Source organism: Chitinophagales bacterium (assembly GCA_041392475.1).
Lineage (GTDB): Bacteria > Bacteroidota > Bacteroidia > Chitinophagales > UBA2359 > JAUHXA01.
Window position 1 is genome coordinate 3,298,497 of sequence record JAWKLZ010000001.1, and the last position, 19,750, is coordinate 3,318,246.

Below are 19,750 nucleotides of genomic sequence, written 5' to 3' on the forward strand. Positions count from 1 at the left end.
AAGGAGGAAAAGTTTTTGTTATGCTATGAACACCAAAACAAAGCGGAAGCCTTTGCAGACAAGACTTACATAGCGTTGATTCTTGTAGAAAAAAAACAGACTCATGGGTATTTTTAGTGGAGGAGTTAAAGACTTTTGTAGTTTACTTTTCAGAGCATACTGATTTCCAAACACTCCATATCTTCAAGGATAAACTACAAAAGTCTCCTTCCACTAAAATTTTCGATGAACCAAAAAACATTTTCAGCTTCAATTCTCCAACTTATAGGCAAACAAAACCCTCAAACCATAAATTCCTCCTATATTTGCCTCAACCAACTACACAAGACACAAGTACAAAGACAAAAGAGGCACATATTGACTGTCATTACACTGTCAAGAAAGTCATTTGACAAGACATTTACAAGGGCGTAGCCCTGACCCTATTTGTAGAAAAACAGATAGAATTCAAGCGATTAGGAGCGTAGCTTCGGCACGACTAAATAATTGACTACGTGTGGTGTCGAGGCCATGCCCCTCATAGAAATCTATTTACCATCATTCCTACATTAACATCTTATATCTTTCGTCTTTCGTCTTAAAAGTTTAAAACCATGAACACAAAAACGGTATCTCTCTCAGATTACACCATCACCCTAGGCGACTTCCAAAACACACTTGCAGCATTGTTGGCAGAAGGCAACTATTCGCAAGTATTTGTGTTGGTAGATGAAAACACCAAAGCCCATTGTTTGCCCATTTTGTTGGAAAAACTTCCCGTATTACAGGAGGCGATGGTGATTCAGATACAAAGCGGAGAAATCCACAAAAACATCCAAACCTGTCAGTCTATTTGGTCACAATTGTTAGCAGCACAAGCAGATAGAAACGCCCTCTTGCTCAATTTGGGAGGTGGGGTGATAGGTGACATGGGTGGTTTTGCAGCCGCAGCCTACAAGCGGGGCATTCGTTTCATTCAAATACCGACTACCTTACTCGCTCAAGTCGACGCTTCAATTGGAGGAAAATTGGGGATAGACTTTGACAATTTGAAGAATGTGATTGGTTTTTTCCAAAACCCACAAGCGGTATTGATTGACCCCATTTTTTTGCAGACCCTCCCCGCTCGTCAGATACGCAATGGTTTTGCCGAAATCATCAAACACGCCCTCATTGCAGATGCGGGTTACTTTCAGGATTTGTTGACCATCAATCGGGACAATATTGAAACAGTCAATTGGTCCGACATCATCATGCGTTCATTGCAGATCAAAAAATCGGTGGTTGAAGCCGATCCTTTTGAAAAAGGTTGGCGAAAAATATTGAACTTTGGGCATACGGTCGGACACGCCGTAGAAAGTTTTTCTTTGGAGCATGATGCTGACCCTTTGCTACATGGCGAAGCGATTCACTTGGGCATGATGGCAGAATTGAAGTTGTCCATACAAAAAACTGATTTTCCTGCAAATGAATATGAGCAAATACGACATTTTATGCAGCAATTGTACGACCCCTATGAGCTTGCAGCAGCCAATTTTGACTCGGTGATGGCATACCTTCAAAACGACAAAAAACACGACGCAAAACAGCTTAACTTTACCCTATTGGAGGCAATCGGAAAACCAATTATCAATCAATACCTAAAAAAAGAAGATATTGTAAAATCTTTTTGAAGCAATTGGTTGTTGTAAACTATGCAAAGTGACTAATTTGCCGAATGTTTTATTGGTTTTTCGGCAAAACATGACTAAATTACAGGTATTCATGCCAGAACATCCATTTTTGACGACTAGGAATAGTTTTTGACATTTATAGCATAATATGGAAGCAAAATTTTCACAAAAGGTTAAAGAGGTGATTTCTCTCAGCAGAGAGGAAGCCTTGAGATTGAGTCACGATTATTTGGGGATAGAACATTTGCTATTGGGCATTTTGAGAGAAGGAGGCAGCATGGCTGTCAAGGTGTTGAGATCGCTAGAGATTGATTTGACCATACTCAGAAGAGCTATCGAAGATGCTGTAAAAGGCAACAATTCGGGGCGTGTAGTAAACGCCAATGACATTCCCCTGACCAAACAGGTGGAAAAAGTACTAAAGGTAACCGTGCTTGAAGCAAAAATGCTCAAGAGCGAAGTAATTGACACAGAACACTTAATGCTATCAATTTTGAAGAACAAAGAAAACATAGCTACGAGAATATTACACCAGTTTGACGCTGATTACGAGGCGTTCAAAACCGAACTGGATTATGTGAAACACGAAACGAAAGGAGAATACTCCAATGAATCCGACGACGAATTTGACGAAGAACGTCAAAGAGGCGGTGGTGGTGGAGGCACTTTTTCTAATCGTGGAAAATCCAGTGCAAAATCTCGTACACCAGTATTGGACAATTTCGGGCGAGATATTACCAAACTTGCCGAAGAAGACAAGCTCGACCCTATTGTTGGGCGAGAAGTCGAAATCGAGCGTGTTTCGCAAATTCTCAGCCGCCGTAAGAAAAACAACCCAATATTGATTGGGGAACCTGGCGTGGGTAAGACTGCCATCGTTGAAGGTTTGGCACTGCGAATCATTCAGCGAAAGGTTTCGCGTGTATTGTTTGACAAACGCATTGTGATGCTCGATTTGGCTGCTTTGGTGGCTGGAACGAAGTACCGTGGTCAGTTTGAAGAACGCATGAAAGCCATCATGAATGAACTCGAAAAGAACAGAGATGTGATTTTGTTCATTGATGAAATCCACACGATTGTAGGTGCAGGTGGGGCAACAGGTTCGTTGGATGCTTCCAACATTTTCAAACCTGCCTTGGCTCGTGGCGAACTGCAATGTATTGGCGCATCTACTTTGGATGAGTACCGTCAGTACATCGAAAAAGACGGTGCATTGGACCGACGTTTTCAAAAGGTAATTGTGGATCCTCCTTCCATTGAAGATTCGATTCACATCTTGGAAAACATCAAAGAAAAATACGAAGATTACCACAATGTGAACTACGATGATGAGGCCATCAAAGCCTGTGTGACATTGAGTACCCGATACATTACCGACCGTTTTCTTCCAGACAAGGCGATTGACGTGTTGGACGAAGTAGGCGCAAGGGTTCACCTCAAAAATATCCATGTTCCAGAGGACATCGTGAAGTTGGAGGAAGAAATCGAAAATATCAAATTGGAGAAAAATCGTGTGGTGAAAAGCCAGCGATATGAGGAGGCTGCTCGATTGAGGGACAGCGAGAAAAAGATGTTGGACGAACTGAAACGTGCCAAACAACGCTGGGAAGATGATGCAAAAACCATGCGTTATCCTGTTGGTGAAGAAGACATTGCAGAAGTAGTAGCGATGATGACAGGTATTCCTGTGAAACGTGTGGCACAGAGCGAAAGCAATCGTTTGCTGCACATGAAGGAAGACCTCAAGAAGCAAATCATCGGTCAAGACGAAGCGGTGATGAAAGTCACCAAAGCCATCCAAAGAAACCGTGTGGGACTCAAAGACCCCAAAAAACCAATTGGTTCTTTCATTTTCTTGGGCCCTACGGGTGTCGGAAAAACGGAATTGGCAAAGGCTTTGGCTCGCTACTTGTTTGACACAGAAGATGCTCTGATTCGCATTGACATGAGTGAGTACATGGAAAAATTCTCTATCTCTCGCTTGATTGGTGCGCCTCCAGGCTACGTAGGTTATGAGGAAGGTGGACAATTGACCGAGAAAGTCAGACGCAAACCTTATTCGGTGATTCTGCTCGATGAAATCGAAAAGGCACATCCTGATGTGTACAATATCTTGCTACAAGTATTGGACGATGGACAGTTGACGGATGGATTGGGTAGAAAGATTGACTTCAAAAACTCCTTGATTATCATGACCTCCAATATTGGAGTGCGTCAATTGAAGGATTTTGGTTCGGGTGTAGGTTTCAACACTTCTGCCAAACAAGATCAGTCGGACAGCCTCACCAAAAACACCATTGGCAAGGCATTGAAGCGCACTTTCTCACCAGAGTTTTTGAACCGTATTGATGATGTGGTAATTTTCAATTCACTTGGAAAAGAAGAAATTTTCCAAATCATTGACATTGCCCTTCAAGATTTGTATCGCCGCATTGAGTTGTTGGGCTATACCATGAAATTGAGCGACAAAGCCAAAGATTTCTTAGCAGAGAAAGGCTACGACCCTCAGTTTGGCGCACGTCCTCTTCACCGAGCGATTCAACGCTACATTGAAGATCCATTGGCAGAAGAAATTCTGGGTGCAAAATTGGAGAAAGGAGATATTTTGTTGATTGACTTGGATGATGACCAAAAAATCGTGATTGCCCCTCAAAAAGCAACAGAGAGTGTCTGACATTAAAATGTGCCTAAAATAGCGAAATGTCATTTTATATTTGTAAATTTGATTTTAGCTAGTGCGAAAAAATTGATTTATCAAGAAGCTGTATTGCGAAAGTAGTACAGCTTTTTTTGTTGAATAAAAAAAGGGACTATCTCTCGACAGTCCCTCAGTTACACGTTTACCATCAATAAACGTTCCATCAATATCTTAGTGCAGGCAGTGATTTAAGTTGACTTTCTGCCATTAGATGTTTACATTTGTTTCTTTTTTTCCCGAAGGCGAAATGCCAAAGACAATCATCGCCATAGCCAATGGCAAAAAAGGAAGTATGAATTTTCTTTGTCAGAGGCATCGCTTTCGGGTTTTCTTTATGGTTGTTAGAATGAATTTTAGACCTCAAATATTTGAGCAGTCTTCTTCCTTCATTGCCCTACTATTTTTACACGCAATGTTTTTTGTTTCAAACTACTTTCATCTTTGTATAGCTAGCTTGTGAATCGACACACTTCATCTAATGTGCATACATAAAATGTCATTTACATTGCAAAATATATCACATCACATAGTCAGTTTGTGAGTGAACTTTTTTTGATGGAAGTGTTCTTAAATTGATGGTAAGATTAAATGCACAAACAAACGGCATTTAGTAACAAGGTGATGATGGTAAGTGTAACGGTCTTACAGCAGCGAAAGTAAACAATACTGTGCAAGTTTGAAAATCTATATATTATTTTAACTCTCATTAACTTTTATTAACCAATGCCTACGATATCAAAAAACAAAAGACAACTTCAAGAGGTCCGAAACATATTTATTGGTTTTTTAGAAAAAAATGGTCAGCGCAAAACGCCTGAAAGGTATGCTGTATTGGAAGAAATCTATGCCCGTGATGATCATTTTGATGCAGAAACCTTATACATCCAAATGAAAAACAACCACCACAATATTAGTCGTGCCACGGTTTACAATACGTTGGAGCTTTTGGTAGCTTGTGATTTGGTAACAAAACATCAATTTGGCAAGAATGTAACACAATATGAAAAGGCTTATGGCTACAAACAGCACGATCACTTAATCTGTGTGGACTGCAAAAAAGTGATGGAGTTTTGTGACCCTCGCATCCAACAAATCAAAAGCATGGTCGGCGATTTGCTTCAGTTTGAAGTAACGCATCATTCACTCAACTTGTATGGTGTCTGTACCAATGAAGCTTGTGAACACCGCCCAGATGTAGAAGAAGATATTGAAGATTGAAGCAAAAGTAAAGCTCCGTATTTTCATTTTAATAAATTTTTTCTCCTTTCATCCATTTCAGCATCAAATCGGTATTGTCAGACAATTTGCCAATATCATAAAAATTGGAATAATCAAAAGACCGTGCGCCTACTATCGGCAAGCGAGCCACAGTACCAGGCGGTAAAGGGGATGCATGAATGAGATAGGTTTCAAGTCCATCATTGTATAAAAATCCAACGTGAAAAGAGAAACCAATGATATACAATCCTTTCCCTTTTTCTTCAACGTAGTTTTTTACTTCAATCGGTGCTGTAAACCGTTGCATTTTGTCGCTACTACAGAGCGTTTTGGTAATGTTTTCTGCGCTTTGTTGGGCCAACTTCACCCGATTTACCTTCAATCCTGCATCTTCTAAAATAGTGGTAATGAAATAGCTACAAGCAATTTTGCCTTCATTCGGATTTTTAGCCATTCCTTCCTTATCAAAGGTCGTTCCGTACCAATAATGCACTACGTCGACTGCAATCATTTCCTCCAAATACTCAGAGGCTCTTTTTATAACTATCTGTCTTTGTGATTCGTTTGTCGCCTTTTGAAGTTCACGGGCATAATATTGCCGTTTTTTTTCGATTTCCGCCAACGTTAAATTATAAGCTTCCTTAGGGGTGATAGACCTTCTTTCCAATACCTTAGCCCCTGGCAGCCCTGCCCGACTGATAGGTGTAGCTTCAAATTTTTTATTGTCCGTTTCCTTTGTTGGTTTCGTCGGTTTACGCTTCGCTTCTGCTTCTGCTGCTTCTAAGGCACGCAAACTGTCAAAGTAAGAGTTAGACGAATAAGGGCTTGTAGCTATTGCAGGTTCGACAATAGATTCCTTTTTGTTATCGGGTTGTAGTTGTTTTGTAGTTTTTTCCACGGACAAGGGTGCAGTTTCTAAAGCAGCGACAATCTGAGATTCAACCAATTCATTTTCAATCCGCTGCTTGTTTCCCAAATATAGGGTATCAATGGGGGAAATCGCTGTATGTTCTACAATGATTTTTTTGATTTGAAGTGTATTCCCCACTTTTACTGTATCTTCTAAAATTACTTCATTGAAATGAATGATCTGTCTCACCACTAAGATGTGTTCAGAAATTGCAGTTGTATCCTGTGTGATTAGGGTATCAATTGGAGTAAATTCATAGCAGGAAGTCCAGCCTTTTGCTTTTGTGGAGGTTGAAAGTGTAATCAAACCCATCACAAATAATACATAACAATATTTCAACATTGCTAAAGGAATATTTATAAAAATTAGTTGTCAAAATAAAAGATGCTTACGCAACACACTGTGAACCAAGACAGAAAAATCCTTAGATATTCTTATAAAAAATCTGTGGGCGAAGTAAGTATATTCTTGTGATGATTTTGTCGGTTGATAGTTTAAAGAAGTGACGTAAACTTATCATGGGTGGACTAAAAATATTCCTAAAATTAATATATTTCGCTGAAAAGAACAAGACTACTCCAGTTTTAGTTGACAGCAATTTTTCAATACTATCACTATCAATTTTTTGTACTTCAATTTTAACGTCAATGCTTTCGTAACCTTTCTTATGGAGCCAGCCTTTCCATTTTCCATTTTCCATCTGCTAAGAGGAGGTACTGTAGTCTATCGTGAAGTCGGCTTTGCCGTCCCTGCCAAAATTCAAAGATAGAAGGAACGACCTTATATCCTCCCCAATGTTCAGGTCTTGGAATAAATTCGGTATCTTGATATTTTTCTGTCAAATATTCTACATTCTTCTCAATGATATTTCTATCGGGAATAACCTGACTTTGAGGGGAAGCGATTGCTCCAATTTTACTGCCTTTGGGACGGCTATTGAAGTAGTTGTCAGAGTCTTCTGCCGAAAGAAGTTCTACTTTTCCTTCAATGCGAATTTGACGTTCGAGTACATCCCAAAAAAACAATATGGCAATAGATGGATTTTTTGCCAATTCTTTTCCCTTTCGACTTTCATAATTGGTATAAAATATGAAGCCTTCCTCATTGTATCCTTTCAAAAGAACCGTTCTTGCTGAAGGTCGTCCCTCAGAGGAAACAGTGGCAATAGTCATGGCATTGGGTTCTCGGATATCACTATTTAATACTTCATCAAACCATAGGTTGAACTGTTCAAAAGGATTGGTTTTGGCTTCTGATTCTGAAAGCGTATCGAAGCGGTAATTTTGCCGCATTTCGTTTATTGAAAGTTGGTTTTTGTCCATACCCTTAATAATTCATTCAGCCTTCAAAAGTTTAAAAAATTATGGAGTTTCTTTGAAAATTGATTGTTACCTTTATAATTGAAAAATGATTTTAATGAATTTTTTTTTTCGTTTTCCAAATTATTTTTATCACTTTCGTAGCTAAATGCTTAATTTTAATATAGTTTCACAAAATAACACTACCATGAGCGAAACAAATAATAACCTCAATACCCAGCCACAGATTGATGCCATTAGGAACATCATTTTTGGGCAGAATATGCAGGATTATGAGCAGCGGTTTAGAGAATCCAATGATCTTTTAAAACAAAATAGGCAAGAAATAGAGGAATACATAGAGCAAACAAAAAATTACCTACTCGAAGAAATGCGCCAAATGGAAAATCGTTTGAGCTCTCAATTGCAGCAGCTACATGACAAATTGATACATGAATCAGAAAAATTAGAAGACAAAAAACTCAATCGCAGAGAATTAGGTACGCTATTAGTAGAAATTGGCAACAAAATATCTGCCTAAAAAATAACCACGCCAAGTGATTGACAATGGACAGCACGACTCAAATAAATCAGTTAAAATACCTCCTATTCAAGGAAGAACAAGAAGCTACCCAACAGTTAAGAAAAGAGCTAAAGATTCTTCGCAATGAATTGGATCAATTGGAGGCAGCACTGCAAAATCAGGAGCAGCAAATGACGCTGGTTGAAGAAGAAATGCACAATCCAAAGAGAATACAGGAAAAAGTCAATCCTATCATCAATGATAAAATCAAAGAACTCAAAACCAATTTTTATACTCTATTTGGAGAAGAAGTAAAGGTGACAGTGAATACTGAAATCCGAAATTCACAAGATGAATTTATCGAAGCCGTATATCCCATAATTGGTAAGTTGGTGAGGCGGTATGTCAATTATCAGTTTGAACTGTTCATTGAAGCGATGGAAGAACAGCGTAAAAACGCTTTTTCATGGAAACGCTGGAGATATCGCTTCAAAAGATGGTTTGGAAAGGGAGATGAAGCAGATATCATCGAGGAATTATTGTCCCCAACTGTTGAAGAAGTATATCTGATTCAAAAAGATTCGGGCTTACTCCTTGGCAGTTTTTCTGCCAACAACATCACGGATATGGATATGGTAGCGGGTATGTTTTCTGCCATTAGATCTTCGGCAGAGTTTATTTTTACCAAACAGACTGAGGAATTGCGTACAATTGAGTACGAAAATTTCAAAGTTATTATTTACGATTATTACAAATATTATTCAGCAACGGTCATAGATGGTACTTCTACTCCTTCATTTCTACAAAAATTAGAAACCACGCTAAACAGCTTTGATGAAAACCAAATGCCAAAACTAATTGTAGAAGTAGATGATGTATTGTTTAAACAAGTCTCTAAAAAATTGAAAAAATCTTTTGAAGGATTTGAAAAGAACAAGCCTTATTCTTTATCCAAAATGAATGAGTTGCCTGCAAAGTAAATAAAGACTCAAAACTTGTTCCGCATTTTAAACGGAACTCAATTACAAATTTCCAGAATGAGATCAGTCAGTAAAAAAGTCATATTAACAGGCAGTTTTGCAGTAGGAAAAACCTCTTTAGTCAGCCAATTTGTCTATCGAAAGTTTCCTGAAAGCTACAAAACTACACTCGGGGTAAGAATTGATAAGAAAGTAGTAGAACTGGAAGATGTCAAAATCAATATGATTATTTGGGACATCGGTGGCGAACAATCCCAAATTCGCATTCCTGATTCTTATTATCTGGGCAGCAGCGGGGCAATCTATGTCTTCGACCTTTCACGTCCTGCAAGTTTTCTAAACATGGCAGAAAACATTGAGTACATTCGACGAAAACTCCCTAGTGTACCTATCATCATTGTAGGAAACAAAGCCGACCTACTCGATCAACATACCCTCCAACAAATCAAAAATATTTTACCCATTCAAGCCGATTTTTTCACCAGTGCATTGCATGGTGAAAATGTCGAAAATATGTTTTTAGAACTCGCTCAACAAATTATTTAGATAAATGTCATTACTTATTCAAAAAACCGCCTATTTATCTGATAAGGTACAAGTTGTATTGTTTTCCAATGAAGGAATTTTAATAGATACTTGCAATACCCTTTTAAACATCCTCTCACTAAAGAATAAAAGTCTTTGGGATACTTTTCCAATGCTCGAAAGCATTGAAAGCGTGTTGAGTATATTAAGAATCGAAGATGGGGAAATGTACTTTCCGAGAGTAGAACTTCTTTTTAATGACAAAAATTGGCTTTTTGACTTTATTTTTTATCGACATCCAAAAAAAAGCAATATGCTTGTATGGATACTTCAAGATTTTACCAAACACTACGAATACCTTCGCATCGTTCAGCAAGAACGCAATGAAGCAATTGCAAAAGAAGAAAGGACAATTTGAAGACCAGAGAATGGCGAATATTGCAGTCTTGTAAAATCCTCAATTATATCATTACACTCTCTATTGCCTCCAAAACCAAAGAACAAGCTTCCCTGATTTCTGCTTCTTCAATAATCAATGGAGGAGTAATTCGCAAACATTCATCGGCAAACAAAAACCAGTCAGTAATGATGCCCTGCTTGATACAAGCACTAATTACCGCTTGCCCCGTTTCGGTATCTCCAAAATCCAAGGTCAGCATCAAGCCTTTGCCCCTAACTTCTTTGATAGCAGGATGCACCAGTAATTCCCTAAAAAGTCGTTCTTTTTCAGGTACTTGTTGAATCAAATTTGTGTTTAGTAAAGTCTGCAAAACCGCCAAACCAGCAGCGCAGCAAACAGGATTGCCGCCAAAGGTAGTGATATGCCCCAATACAGGGCGATTTGTAAAACAATCCATCATTTCTTTGGATGCCACAAACGCACCAATCGGAATGCCGCCTCCCATGCCTTTTGCCAACACCAAAATATCAGGGACAATTTGGTACTGCTCAAAAGCAAACATAGTTCCTGTACGACCATACCCTGTCTGTATCTCATCAAAAATCAACATGGCTCCTACTTCCGTACATCTATTACGCAAGTATTGAAGGAACCCATCTTTGGGCAACAATATACCCGCTTCACCCTGAATAGGTTCGACCAATACACAAGCCGTCCTTTCGCTTATTTGCTCCAAACCTTCCCAACAATTGAAGGTCAAATGCCGAACATCAGGTAGCAATGGCCGATAATTTCGCAGAAAAAACTCACCTCCCATCACACTCATTGCGCCATGTGTACTTCCGTGATACGCATTTTTGAAGCCAATCATTTCCGTACGCCCTGTATATCGTTTGGCAAGCTTCAATGCTCCTTCGATTGCCTCTGTTCCAGAATTGACAAAATACACACTATCAAGTGATTCAGGTAACTGATTTATTAGCAATTTTGCCAGTTGTACTTGTGGTGTGTAAACAAACTCACCATATACCATCAAGTGCATATACTTTGCAGCTTGTTCTTGAATAGCTTTGACTACATTTGGATGACAATGCCCTAAAATACTGACATTGATTCCCGAAATCAAATCTATATACGCCCTACCTTCTACATCATAGATATAGATACCCTCTGCTCGATTCATTTCCAACATCAGCGGCGCATCACTTGTCTGCGCTACGTGTTGTAAAAAAAGTTGTCTTTGTGTCATTTAATTTTTTTGTTCATTGCTTAGTCCTCCATTCCCCCTTTCCATTCTCCTTTTTTGTCAATGTCTTTATCCAAATCCAAATCAATTGAAGGTGAATTGGGTGTCTCGTTATCGAGGTCATCCAACCATAAGTCAACATCCTTTTTCATAAAAGCAATGATGCGATCTTTGATAAAGTTGGCTTGCGCCAAAGTATCAATATCATCTAAAATATCTATCACATTTCCATTGCATAGTTTGGCTTTCAGACTAAATGAAGGGGTGAAAGAAGCCCGTCTGATTAATTGCCCCTTTTTTCGCTCTACAAAAAATTCTTCAATATCCAACACATCAATTTCCTCTTTCTTCAATCTCGAAATACCTCTCACATACTTTTTTTCGATATTGATGCGGTAAGGATTCACCCGAATAGTAGCCGATTTGATGCGGGTTCTATCCCGTATCTTTTTATCCTTAAAAAACGAAGACAACACAAACATCAATGGAATAAAAGTAAACATCAAGCTTACAAATCCCATGTTTATCAAGGGCATTCCAACCCAAAGCATACTCCAAATCGCAATAAAAAAGCGTCCGAATATGTCTCCAAAGCTCCTATTTTGCGCTCTTTTCCGTTTTTGTCCATCATAATTGATTTCCAAATACGTCCGCAATTCAAACATATCTATGCCTTGAGGAAGTTCTACCTCATTGTCAAATCTATTGTCCATTTTTTTTGGTTGTTTATTGAATAGAACGCTACCGCAAAATAAGTGTTTTTTGGAGAAACCGTAAAAATTGCAGAAAAAGCAACTACCTCAATCTTACATCACAAATCATGTAATCCTGCATCTTAAATCCACCTAAAGTGTGCTTGCCGCACCTCACTTTACTTGCTCACAACTGTTAGATTGATGAATTACGATAGACGATGTTTGATTTCTTGCATTATTTTAGAGTTTTGTCAATGAAACATAACGCAAGACCTCAGTGGTTACTGACTAAATCTCCACATTAAAGACCACCCCTCTCTGCAATTCGTTGAACCAAATCCGCCCTTTGTGCAAACGCATGATTTGACGTGAAAGACTCAAACCCACACCTGATCCTTTTTCTTTGGTTGTAAAAAATGGAATAAACACTTGTTCTTTAAAATCTTCTGGAATACCGATTCCATTGTCTTGCACTTGAACAATCGTACGGTTTTCGGCAGTTCGAAAAGCTGTCAACAATATGTGTGCGTCCGATTGACCTTCAACTGCTTGCATCGCATTTTTGAGAAGGTTAATCAACACTTGCTCCAACAATTCGGGGTCGGCCATCATCACCAATTCATAGGGAGGCAAAGTCATTTCAAACTGTATGTTTCGCTGCTGCCACTCGCTTTTGAAAAGCACCGCCAAACGTTGCAGCAAGTCTTGTACCACCACTTTTTGAAAGTTTGGTTTGGGCTGTTTGTAAATGCTTCGGTAGGCATTCACAAATCTCAACAAACCCTTGCTGCGGTTTTCGATGGTGTGAAGTCCTTGCCGAATATCTTCAATGTCTTCAGGATGAATCTCTTCTAAAGGTTTTTGATTGCCCGCTTCGTCTTCAATCAAGGTATTGATGAGTTCCGTCAATGAAATAATGGGTGTAACCGAGTTCATTATTTCGTGCGTTGTCACCCGAATCAACTTTTGCCAAGCCTCCAATTCCTTCTCGTCCAATTCAGGGCGAATGTTTTGCAGCGAAATCAGTTTGTAGTATTCGTTTTGCAGCTTAAACTCTGTGGCTTCAACGGCTAAATTCAACAATTCCTCCTGAATCACCAATTTCACCAATTCCCTTTCGCCCGACTTCAATTTTTGCAGCGTATAAAGCAAGTCCGAATCAACATGCTGCAAAGCTTCAATGTTTTTCAAATAAGGTTTGTGCAACATCCGTTGAGCAGCATTGTTCATCAATTGAATGTTGCCGTTTTCATCGAAGCAAATCAGCGCAATTCCCACATGTTCAATCACATTTTGAAGGTATTGGTGATTCGACTCTTTTTCGGCTCTAAGGTTCTGAAATTCAGTCGTAATGATGTTGAAGGCTTCCTTCAATTCGTTGTGCGAAGGACTCAAATTGGTGAGGGTAAACGTATTGGCAAAATCACGGTATTTGATGGCAAGCAAAAAATTCTTGAGATCACGGTTGGTGCGTTCTACGTAATAAATCATTTCAGCAATCAGTCCTACAATGACCATAACCATCACCACATTGGTAATCAGCCATTCGGTTTGTGTCAAGCCATAGACCACCCCAAAAACCAACAAACTGATGATGCTGACTCGAACAATCACATTGATACTAAACCGTCTATAAACCATATTTTGTCATTTTGCGATACAAAGTAGTGCGCCCCAAGCCCAGTTCTTTTGCCGCTTTGCTTAGATTGCCGTCATGCTTTAAGATAGCATTTTTAATCGCTAATTTCTCTATCTCTTCCAAATTCAAAATATCATCTACGGTGTTTGTGTTAAGATTTGAAGGCGAATGACTGTGCAATAAAAAATCATCGGGCTGCAATACACTTCTATCCGCCATGATGATTGCCCGTTCCAGTGCGTGTTGTAGTTCCCGCACATTTCCATGCCAGGGATATTCCTGCAATTTTTGAAGCGTAGCAGGGGCGATGTCCATGCCTTGCTTTTGGTATTTTTGGCTATACAACTTCAAAAAATGATGTGCCAGCAGCGGAATGTCTTCTGAGCGTTCTCGCAGCGGAGGCAGTTGAATTTCAACGGTATTGATGCGATACAAGAGGTCTTGGCGAAATTCTTTTTGGCGCACCATTTCGTAAAGCGGCATATTGGTTGCACACACCAAACGCACGTCAATGTCAATCGGACGGTTCGTACCGACTCGAATGATGTGTTTGCTTTGAAGCGTAGTCAATAATTTTGCTTGAAGTGGCAAAGAAACATTGCCAATTTCATCTAAAAAAAGAGTGCCATTTGAAGCCACTTCAAAACGCCCTGCTCTATCGGTTTTGGCATCGGTAAACGCTCCTTTTTTGTGGCCAAACAATTCTGATTCAAACAAACTTTCGGGAATCGCTCCCAAATCTACTTTCACAAACTCTTTTTCTCTACGTCCAGAATGATGGTGCAAAGCACTCGCCACCAAATCTTTACCCGTTCCATTTTCACCCAAAATCAACACATTCACATCCGTCCTTGCTACCTTGTCTATCAGCGCAAACACTTTTTTCATCGCCAAAGATTCGCCAATAATTGCACTGAAATCAGCTTTTGAAGGTTTTACGTTCGTTTCCCTAATACTTACATTTTCATGCTCATTTTCATTTTTGTTATCGTAGGCATTTTGCACCGCTTCCAGCAGTTTTTGATTGTCCCAGGGTTTCACCACAAAATCGCTCGCACCTTCTTTCATTGCCTTGACCGCCAATTCAACTTCGCCATGTGCGGTAATCATTACCACATTTGTTTGCGGCAACTGCTGACGGATGTACTTCAGCCACCGAATCCCTTCTGAACCCGTCTCTCGACCCCTCGCAAAGTTCATGTCCAACAAAACGACATCATAATGGTCTTTTTCAAACAGTGCTTGAATCCGATGCGGACTCGTTGTCGTCTGTACATTTTCGAAATGCCGCTTCAACAACATTCTGGCGGTCAATAAAATATCTGGGTCGTCGTCAATGATGAGGATGTTGCCTTTTTTTGGTGTGTTCAAGAGTTTTGGTATTTTGATGTGTTGATTTTTTGAGTTTAATTTTTTCAATTCTTGTTCACCTCTGCAATAAATATCTCATTCAGCGAAGGCAAAATTTCATTGAAAGCATCAATTTTGGTTTCGTTTTCGATGAAATAGCGCAGCACATCATTGGAGTGAAAACCCTCATTGAGGCTGATTTCCAGTTGGTGGTCGAATTGTTGAAGCACATTGAAGATAGGTGTTTGCAATTCTGGCGGTTCTCCCACATAATGCAAACTGAATTTATTTTTTTTGAAGCGGTGTTTGAGGTTTTTCACCTCGCCTTCTAAGATGATTTGGCCTTTGTTGATCAGCGCAATGTTTTCACAAATTTCTTCGACTTGCTCCATTCTATGCGTCGAAAAAATCACACTTTTGCCCTTTTGCTTCAATTCAAAAATTTCGTCCTTGATAAGGTTGGTATTGATGGGGTCAAGACCCGAAAAAGGCTCGTCCAAAATAATCAACGTTGGATTGTGGACAATGGTAGCAATGAATTGAATTTTTTGCTGCATCCCTTTTGAGAGTTCGTCCACTACTTTGTTCCACCAATCTTCAATGCCAAACTTTTGTAGCCAATAATCAATTTCGGTTTTTGCTTGTTGTTTACTCAGGTTTTTCAATTGTGCCAAATACATTAATTGTTCTCCCACCTTCATTTTTTTATAGAGTCCACGCTCTTCGGGCATATAACCAATATACATATTTCGCTCTTTATTAGGAATGTCTTTAAGGACAATCGTTCCCGAATCTTGCACAAGGATTTGGGTAATCATCCGAATCAAGGTAGTTTTCCCTGCACCATTGGGGCCGAGTAGTCCAAAAATGGTGTTTTCTGGTATGTCCAAACTGACATGATTGACTGCGGTTGTTTTTTCGTAAATTTTGGTAATATCTCGAATAGAAAGAATATTATTCATTGAGTAAGTTTGTTGTAAATCGTTAAATACTCCTTAAAAGTAAGTAAAAAAAGCAAATGAAAGTTCCCTCAAAAATCGTTTTTTTACTATTCCTCTCATTCATTTTTATTTATTCCCTATCTTGCATAACTCTCTTTACTAATTAACAACAATCATGCGATTAAAAAATAAAGTAGCTCTCATCACTGGAGCAAGTAGTGGCATTGGACGAGCTACTGCTATCTTATTTGCTCAAGAAGGCGCAAAAGTAGTGTTGGTGGATGTCAATGACGAAGAAGGCGAAAAAACACGCCAAGACATTGCAACACAAGGCAATGAAGCGGTTTACATTCACGCAGATGTGTCCAAAGCAAGCGACTGTGAGCAGATGATTGCCTTTGCCGAAAAAACCTATGGCAAACTGAATGTGCTTTTCAACAATGCGGGAATCATGCACTCCGATGATGGAAATGCGATGTCGACGGATGAAAAAGTGTGGGATTTGACCATGAACATCAATGTGAAAGGCGTTTTCTTTGGCTGCAAATACGGTATTCCTGCCCTGCAAAGAGCGGGCGGAGGGTCGGTCATCAATACGGCTTCTTTTGTGGCTTTGCTCGGTGCTGCAACGCCTCAAATTGCTTATACGGCAAGCAAAGGAGCGGTTTTGTCTATGACACGAGAATTGGCGATTATTCATGCACGGGAAAATATTCGGGTGAATGCACTTTGCCCTGGCCCTTTGAGAACCAAGTTGTTGATGGATTTTTTGAACACCGAAGAAAAGAAACAACGCCGTTTGGTACATGTACCAATGGGAAGATTTGGAGAAGCGGAGGAAATGGCTAAGGCGGTCTTGTATTTGGCTTCGGATGAATCTTCTTACACCACTGGAACGGAATTTTTGGTGGATGGCGGAATTCGGGCGGCTTATGTGACTCCTGAGTGATGGCAGAATTATCTGATTGCAAAATCAATAATGGCCATTTCTCCACACTTCAAAAACAATTGTATCTTTGTAAAAAACCTGTATTTAAACCTTCAAAAAGCGAATTTTGGACATTTCTACTAAATACGAAACGGTCATTGGATTGGAAATCCATGTTCAATTGCAGACTGAAAGCAAAATTTTTGCGCCAGACACCAATGGTTTTGGAGCAGAACCCAACACCAATATCAGCTATATTACCTTGGGGCATCCTGGCACACTTCCTTTTGCGAATGAGCGAATTATGGAGTATGCGGTGAAAATTGGTTTGGCGACCCACTGCAAAATTGAACGCTACAACCGTTTTGCACGCAAGAACTACTTTTATGCTGACTTACCCAAAGGCTATCAAATTACCCAAAACCTCACCCCTATTTGCTACGATGGTTTTTTGCCGATTGAAGTAAATGGAGAAGTGCGGAAAATTGGCATTACCCGAATTCATTTGGAGGAAGATGCGGGAAAAAGTACACACGATCAAGACCCTGATTATTCACTGATTGATCTCAACCGAGCAGGTACGCCTTTGGTCGAAATTGTGTCGGAACCCGATATTCGTTCTGCCGATGAAGCCTATCAATACGTGTCTGATATGCGTAGAATTGTGCGGTATTTGGGTATCAGCGATGCAGATATGGAAAAAGGGAATTTACGCTGTGATGTGAACATTTCGATGCGGCTGAGGGGAGCGGAAGAGTATGGCGAAAGGGTGGAAGTGAAAAACATCAACTCGCTACGAAATGTAAAACGGGCGATTGAGTTTGAAGCCAAACGACAAGTGAAATTGTTGGAGAAAGGCAAACAGGTGGAGCGTCAGACTCGGAGTTTTGATGCGTCAAATGGCACAACTTTTTCGCTTCGTGACAAGGAGTTGGCACACGATTACCGCTATTTTCCCGAACCCGATTTGCAGCCCATGGTGGTCAGCGAGGAATTTATTGCGGCTATCAAGGCCGAAATGCCCGAAATGCCCCACGAATTGCAGCACTATTTTACCGAAAAACTGGAACTTTCTGCCTATGATGCAGGTGTTTTGACAGATGAAAAAGAAATGGCGGCATATTTTTGCGAAGCTATCAAACATACAGAGGATTACAAGGCAGTTGCAAATTGGTTGATTGGACCTGTCAAAGAATACCTCAATAAAAATAATGTAGATATTGGTAACTTTGCTTTGTCTGCAAAACAATTGGTTGTACTAATTCATTTGATAAAGGAAGATAAGTTGAGTTTTTCTATTGCGGCTCAAAAGTTATTACCTGAATGGGTCGAACAACCTAATGCAGATCCTCTGCAATTGGCAAAAAGAATGAACTTATTGATGCAGTCAGATGACCGCTTTATTGAAGAAGTGATTGAGAAAGTACTGGAACGGTTTCCTGATAAAGTGAAGGCGTACCAAAATGGACGCAAAGGTATGACTGGCTTTTTTATGGGGCAAATCATGCAGCTGTCGAAGGGTAAGGCAGATCCCAAATTAGCCACCAAATTACTGGAGGATAGGTTGAAGAGCTTAACCGTTTGAGTGAAAAATAACTGTAATTACTCGGCAATCCATAACAATTTATAAAATTCCAAAATCAAAAAAATAGCGTAAAAAATGAAGAAGATATTGGTCACATTATTTGTACTGACTACAGCTTTTGTAGGCTGCACAAAAGACTCGGGTTCCAGTCATGATGGCTACCTTATCAAAGGTAACGTAGCTAATTTTATGCCTAAAGCCAAAGTGTTTTTAGGTGAAGTTGCTAACAATCAATTTTCTGTGATTGACACAGCGGTCGTTGCTGAAGATGGCTCTTTCGAGATGAAAGGAAAGGTATCCGAAAAAGGTATGGGTATGCTTCGATTTGGACCTGGTCAAAATCAGTTAATGATGGTATTGGACAACCAAACCATAGAGGTCAATGCAGACTACAAAAACTTAGGTGAAGCAACGTTTAAAGGTTCTCCAGAAAATTCTCAGTTGCAACAACTTATCAGAGACATTCGTAGCCGAAAGGTCAATGAACAATATTTGGCAAATTTTATTGATACAGTAAAAAGTCCAATTTTGGCACGTATTGCAGTGGGATCGCTCAACATCGAAACACACAAACCGTCTTTTGATAAAGTGAAAGAACGCTTGGGGAAAGAAATGCCTAATTCAAGGGCTTACAAAGAATTCACTACCTACCTTCAATCTTTGGAGTCGGTTTTGAATACAGCCGTTGGTCAAGCTGCTCCCGATATCGAACTACCTTCTCCTGATGGTGCGAATATCAACTTATCTTCCTTGAAGGGAAAAGTGGTATTGGTAGATTTCTGGGCAAGTTGGTGTCGTCCTTGTCGTCGTGAAAATCCAAATGTTGTACGAATTTATGAAAAATACAAAGACAAAGGCTTTGAAGTGTATAGCGTTTCTTTGGATCGTGCGAAAGACAAATGGGTGGAAGCTATCAAACAAGATAACTTGATTTGGCCTGGTCATGTGAGCGATTTGGGTGGTTGGAAATCTTCGGCTGCTGCGCTTTACAGCGTCAAGTCTATCCCTCAAACTTTCCTCTTGGATGCAGAGGGTAAAATCATTGCCAAAAATCTTCGTGGCGATCGATTGGAGAAAAAATTGGAGGAGCTTTTTGGAGCATAGTTAGCAGTGATTGGTTGATTAGTGACTGGTAATTAGACTGATAATCTATTTCGTTTCC

Annotated in this window: 17 protein-coding genes; 10 read left to right on the forward strand and 7 right to left on the reverse strand. The window is 39.7% G+C overall.

Annotation, left to right across the window (positions count from 1 at the left end):
* Positions 1 to 593 precede the first annotated feature (593 nt).
* From aroB to R3E32_12285, 3 genes are all read left to right on the forward strand, one after another.
* The gene (aroB, locus tag R3E32_12275) at positions 594 to 1,652 is read left to right on the forward strand and encodes a 3-dehydroquinate synthase (GenBank protein MEZ4885499.1); all 1,059 of its coding nucleotides are present in this window, start codon (positions 594 to 596) and stop codon (positions 1,650 to 1,652) included.
* A gap of 148 nt (positions 1,653 to 1,800) precedes the next feature.
* Complete coding sequence (locus R3E32_12280; GenBank protein MEZ4885500.1) at positions 1,801 to 4,326, forward strand: ATP-dependent Clp protease ATP-binding subunit; 2,526 nt, start codon at positions 1,801 to 1,803, stop codon at positions 4,324 to 4,326.
* 747 nt (positions 4,327 to 5,073) lie between these two features.
* The gene (locus tag R3E32_12285) at positions 5,074 to 5,568 is read left to right on the forward strand and encodes a transcriptional repressor (protein ID MEZ4885501.1); all 495 of its coding nucleotides are present in this window, start codon (positions 5,074 to 5,076) and stop codon (positions 5,566 to 5,568) included.
* Positions 5,569 to 5,596: 28 nt separating this feature from the next.
* Here R3E32_12285 and R3E32_12290 read toward each other — a convergent pair whose 3' ends face one another.
* Together R3E32_12290 and pdxH are read right to left on the reverse strand one after the other, a co-directional pair.
* Entirely contained in the window at positions 5,597 to 6,820 is a 1,224-nt protein-coding gene (locus tag R3E32_12290; protein MEZ4885502.1) for a hypothetical protein, read from the reverse strand.
* Positions 6,821 to 7,143: 323 nt separating this feature from the next.
* Positions 7,144 to 7,800 (reverse strand): pyridoxamine 5'-phosphate oxidase, encoded by a 657-nt coding sequence (gene pdxH, locus R3E32_12295; GenBank protein MEZ4885503.1) that lies wholly within the window; start codon positions 7,798 to 7,800, stop codon positions 7,144 to 7,146.
* Positions 7,801 to 7,984: 184 nt separating this feature from the next.
* On the opposite strand from pdxH, the gene R3E32_12300 reads away from it, so the two are divergent.
* The 4 genes from R3E32_12300 to R3E32_12315 are packed head-to-tail and all read left to right on the forward strand — an operon-like array spanning position 7,985 to position 10,222.
* Positions 7,985 to 8,317 carry a hypothetical protein gene (locus tag R3E32_12300; protein MEZ4885504.1) on the forward strand — a complete coding sequence of 111 codons (333 nt, stop codon included), beginning with the start codon at positions 7,985 to 7,987 and terminating at the stop codon, positions 8,315 to 8,317.
* A gap of 26 nt (positions 8,318 to 8,343) precedes the next feature.
* Positions 8,344 to 9,279 carry a hypothetical protein gene (locus R3E32_12305; protein ID MEZ4885505.1) on the forward strand — a complete coding sequence of 312 codons (936 nt, stop codon included), beginning with the start codon at positions 8,344 to 8,346 and terminating at the stop codon, positions 9,277 to 9,279.
* Between the two features lie 57 nt (positions 9,280 to 9,336).
* Positions 9,337 to 9,825: a Rab family GTPase gene (locus tag R3E32_12310; protein MEZ4885506.1), complete on the forward strand. Its 489-nt coding sequence runs from the start codon at positions 9,337 to 9,339 to the stop codon at positions 9,823 to 9,825.
* A 4-nt stretch (positions 9,826 to 9,829) separates the two neighbouring features.
* Complete coding sequence (locus tag R3E32_12315; GenBank protein MEZ4885507.1) at positions 9,830 to 10,222, forward strand: hypothetical protein; 393 nt, start codon at positions 9,830 to 9,832, stop codon at positions 10,220 to 10,222.
* Positions 10,223 to 10,265: 43 nt separating this feature from the next.
* On the opposite strand, the gene R3E32_12320 is transcribed toward R3E32_12315, so the two are convergent.
* The 5 genes from R3E32_12320 to R3E32_12340 all read right to left on the reverse strand — a co-directional run bounded on the left by R3E32_12320 (position 10,266) and on the right by R3E32_12340 (position 16,096).
* Positions 10,266 to 11,453: an aspartate aminotransferase family protein gene (locus R3E32_12320; GenBank protein MEZ4885508.1), complete on the reverse strand. Its 1,188-nt coding sequence runs from the start codon at positions 11,451 to 11,453 to the stop codon at positions 10,266 to 10,268.
* A 20-nt stretch (positions 11,454 to 11,473) separates the two neighbouring features.
* Entirely contained in the window at positions 11,474 to 12,163 is a 690-nt protein-coding gene (locus tag R3E32_12325; GenBank protein ID MEZ4885509.1) for a hypothetical protein, read from the reverse strand.
* Between the two features lie 270 nt (positions 12,164 to 12,433).
* On the reverse strand, positions 12,434 to 13,786 hold the full coding sequence (locus R3E32_12330; protein ID MEZ4885510.1) for an ATP-binding protein: 1,353 nt from the start codon (positions 13,784 to 13,786) through the stop codon (positions 12,434 to 12,436).
* The gene (locus R3E32_12335) at positions 13,776 to 15,155 is read right to left on the reverse strand and encodes a sigma-54 dependent transcriptional regulator (GenBank protein MEZ4885511.1); all 1,380 of its coding nucleotides are present in this window, start codon (positions 15,153 to 15,155) and stop codon (positions 13,776 to 13,778) included. The genes R3E32_12330 and R3E32_12335 overlap by 11 nt, the downstream gene beginning before the upstream one ends.
* A gap of 44 nt (positions 15,156 to 15,199) precedes the next feature.
* Positions 15,200 to 16,096 (reverse strand): ATP-binding cassette domain-containing protein, encoded by an 897-nt coding sequence (locus tag R3E32_12340; protein MEZ4885512.1) that lies wholly within the window; start codon positions 16,094 to 16,096, stop codon positions 15,200 to 15,202.
* 154 nt (positions 16,097 to 16,250) lie between these two features.
* Here R3E32_12340 and R3E32_12345 point away from each other — a divergent pair, with 154 nt between their 5' ends.
* From R3E32_12345 to R3E32_12355, 3 genes are all read left to right on the forward strand, one after another.
* Positions 16,251 to 17,024 carry a glucose 1-dehydrogenase gene (locus tag R3E32_12345; protein MEZ4885513.1) on the forward strand — a complete coding sequence of 258 codons (774 nt, stop codon included), beginning with the start codon at positions 16,251 to 16,253 and terminating at the stop codon, positions 17,022 to 17,024.
* Between the two features lie 106 nt (positions 17,025 to 17,130).
* Positions 17,131 to 18,588: an Asp-tRNA(Asn)/Glu-tRNA(Gln) amidotransferase subunit GatB gene (gatB, locus tag R3E32_12350; GenBank protein ID MEZ4885514.1), complete on the forward strand. Its 1,458-nt coding sequence runs from the start codon at positions 17,131 to 17,133 to the stop codon at positions 18,586 to 18,588.
* Between the two features lie 75 nt (positions 18,589 to 18,663).
* Complete coding sequence (locus R3E32_12355; GenBank protein ID MEZ4885515.1) at positions 18,664 to 19,692, forward strand: TlpA disulfide reductase family protein; 1,029 nt, start codon at positions 18,664 to 18,666, stop codon at positions 19,690 to 19,692.
* The last annotated feature ends 58 nt before the right edge of the window (positions 19,693 to 19,750 follow it).

Bases quoted from the DNA above. Each gene is read 5' to 3' on its own strand.
- R3E32_12310 (MEZ4885506.1), top strand. From the start codon at position 9,337: ATGAGATCAGTCAGTAAAAAAGTCATATTAACAGGCAGTTTTGCAGTA.
- R3E32_12300 (MEZ4885504.1), top strand. From the start codon at position 7,985: ATGAGCGAAACAAATAATAACCTCAATACCCAGCCACAGATTGATGCC.
- R3E32_12330 (MEZ4885510.1), bottom strand. From the start codon at position 13,786: ATGGTTTATAGACGGTTTAGTATCAATGTGATTGTTCGAGTCAGCATC.
- R3E32_12325 (MEZ4885509.1), bottom strand. From the start codon at position 12,163: ATGGACAATAGATTTGACAATGAGGTAGAACTTCCTCAAGGCATAGAT.
- R3E32_12315 (MEZ4885507.1), top strand. From the start codon at position 9,830: ATGTCATTACTTATTCAAAAAACCGCCTATTTATCTGATAAGGTACAA.
- R3E32_12320 (MEZ4885508.1), bottom strand. From the start codon at position 11,453: ATGACACAAAGACAACTTTTTTTACAACACGTAGCGCAGACAAGTGAT.
- R3E32_12285 (MEZ4885501.1), top strand. From the start codon at position 5,074: ATGCCTACGATATCAAAAAACAAAAGACAACTTCAAGAGGTCCGAAAC.
- R3E32_12305 (MEZ4885505.1), top strand. From the start codon at position 8,344: ATGGACAGCACGACTCAAATAAATCAGTTAAAATACCTCCTATTCAAG.
- R3E32_12345 (MEZ4885513.1), top strand. From the start codon at position 16,251: ATGCGATTAAAAAATAAAGTAGCTCTCATCACTGGAGCAAGTAGTGGC.
- R3E32_12340 (MEZ4885512.1), bottom strand. From the start codon at position 16,096: ATGAATAATATTCTTTCTATTCGAGATATTACCAAAATTTACGAAAAA.
- R3E32_12290 (MEZ4885502.1), bottom strand. From the start codon at position 6,820: ATGTTGAAATATTGTTATGTATTATTTGTGATGGGTTTGATTACACTT.
- R3E32_12355 (MEZ4885515.1), top strand. From the start codon at position 18,664: ATGAAGAAGATATTGGTCACATTATTTGTACTGACTACAGCTTTTGTA.
- R3E32_12280 (MEZ4885500.1), top strand. From the start codon at position 1,801: ATGGAAGCAAAATTTTCACAAAAGGTTAAAGAGGTGATTTCTCTCAGC.
- aroB (MEZ4885499.1), top strand. From the start codon at position 594: ATGAACACAAAAACGGTATCTCTCTCAGATTACACCATCACCCTAGGC.
- pdxH (MEZ4885503.1), bottom strand. From the start codon at position 7,800: ATGGACAAAAACCAACTTTCAATAAACGAAATGCGGCAAAATTACCGC.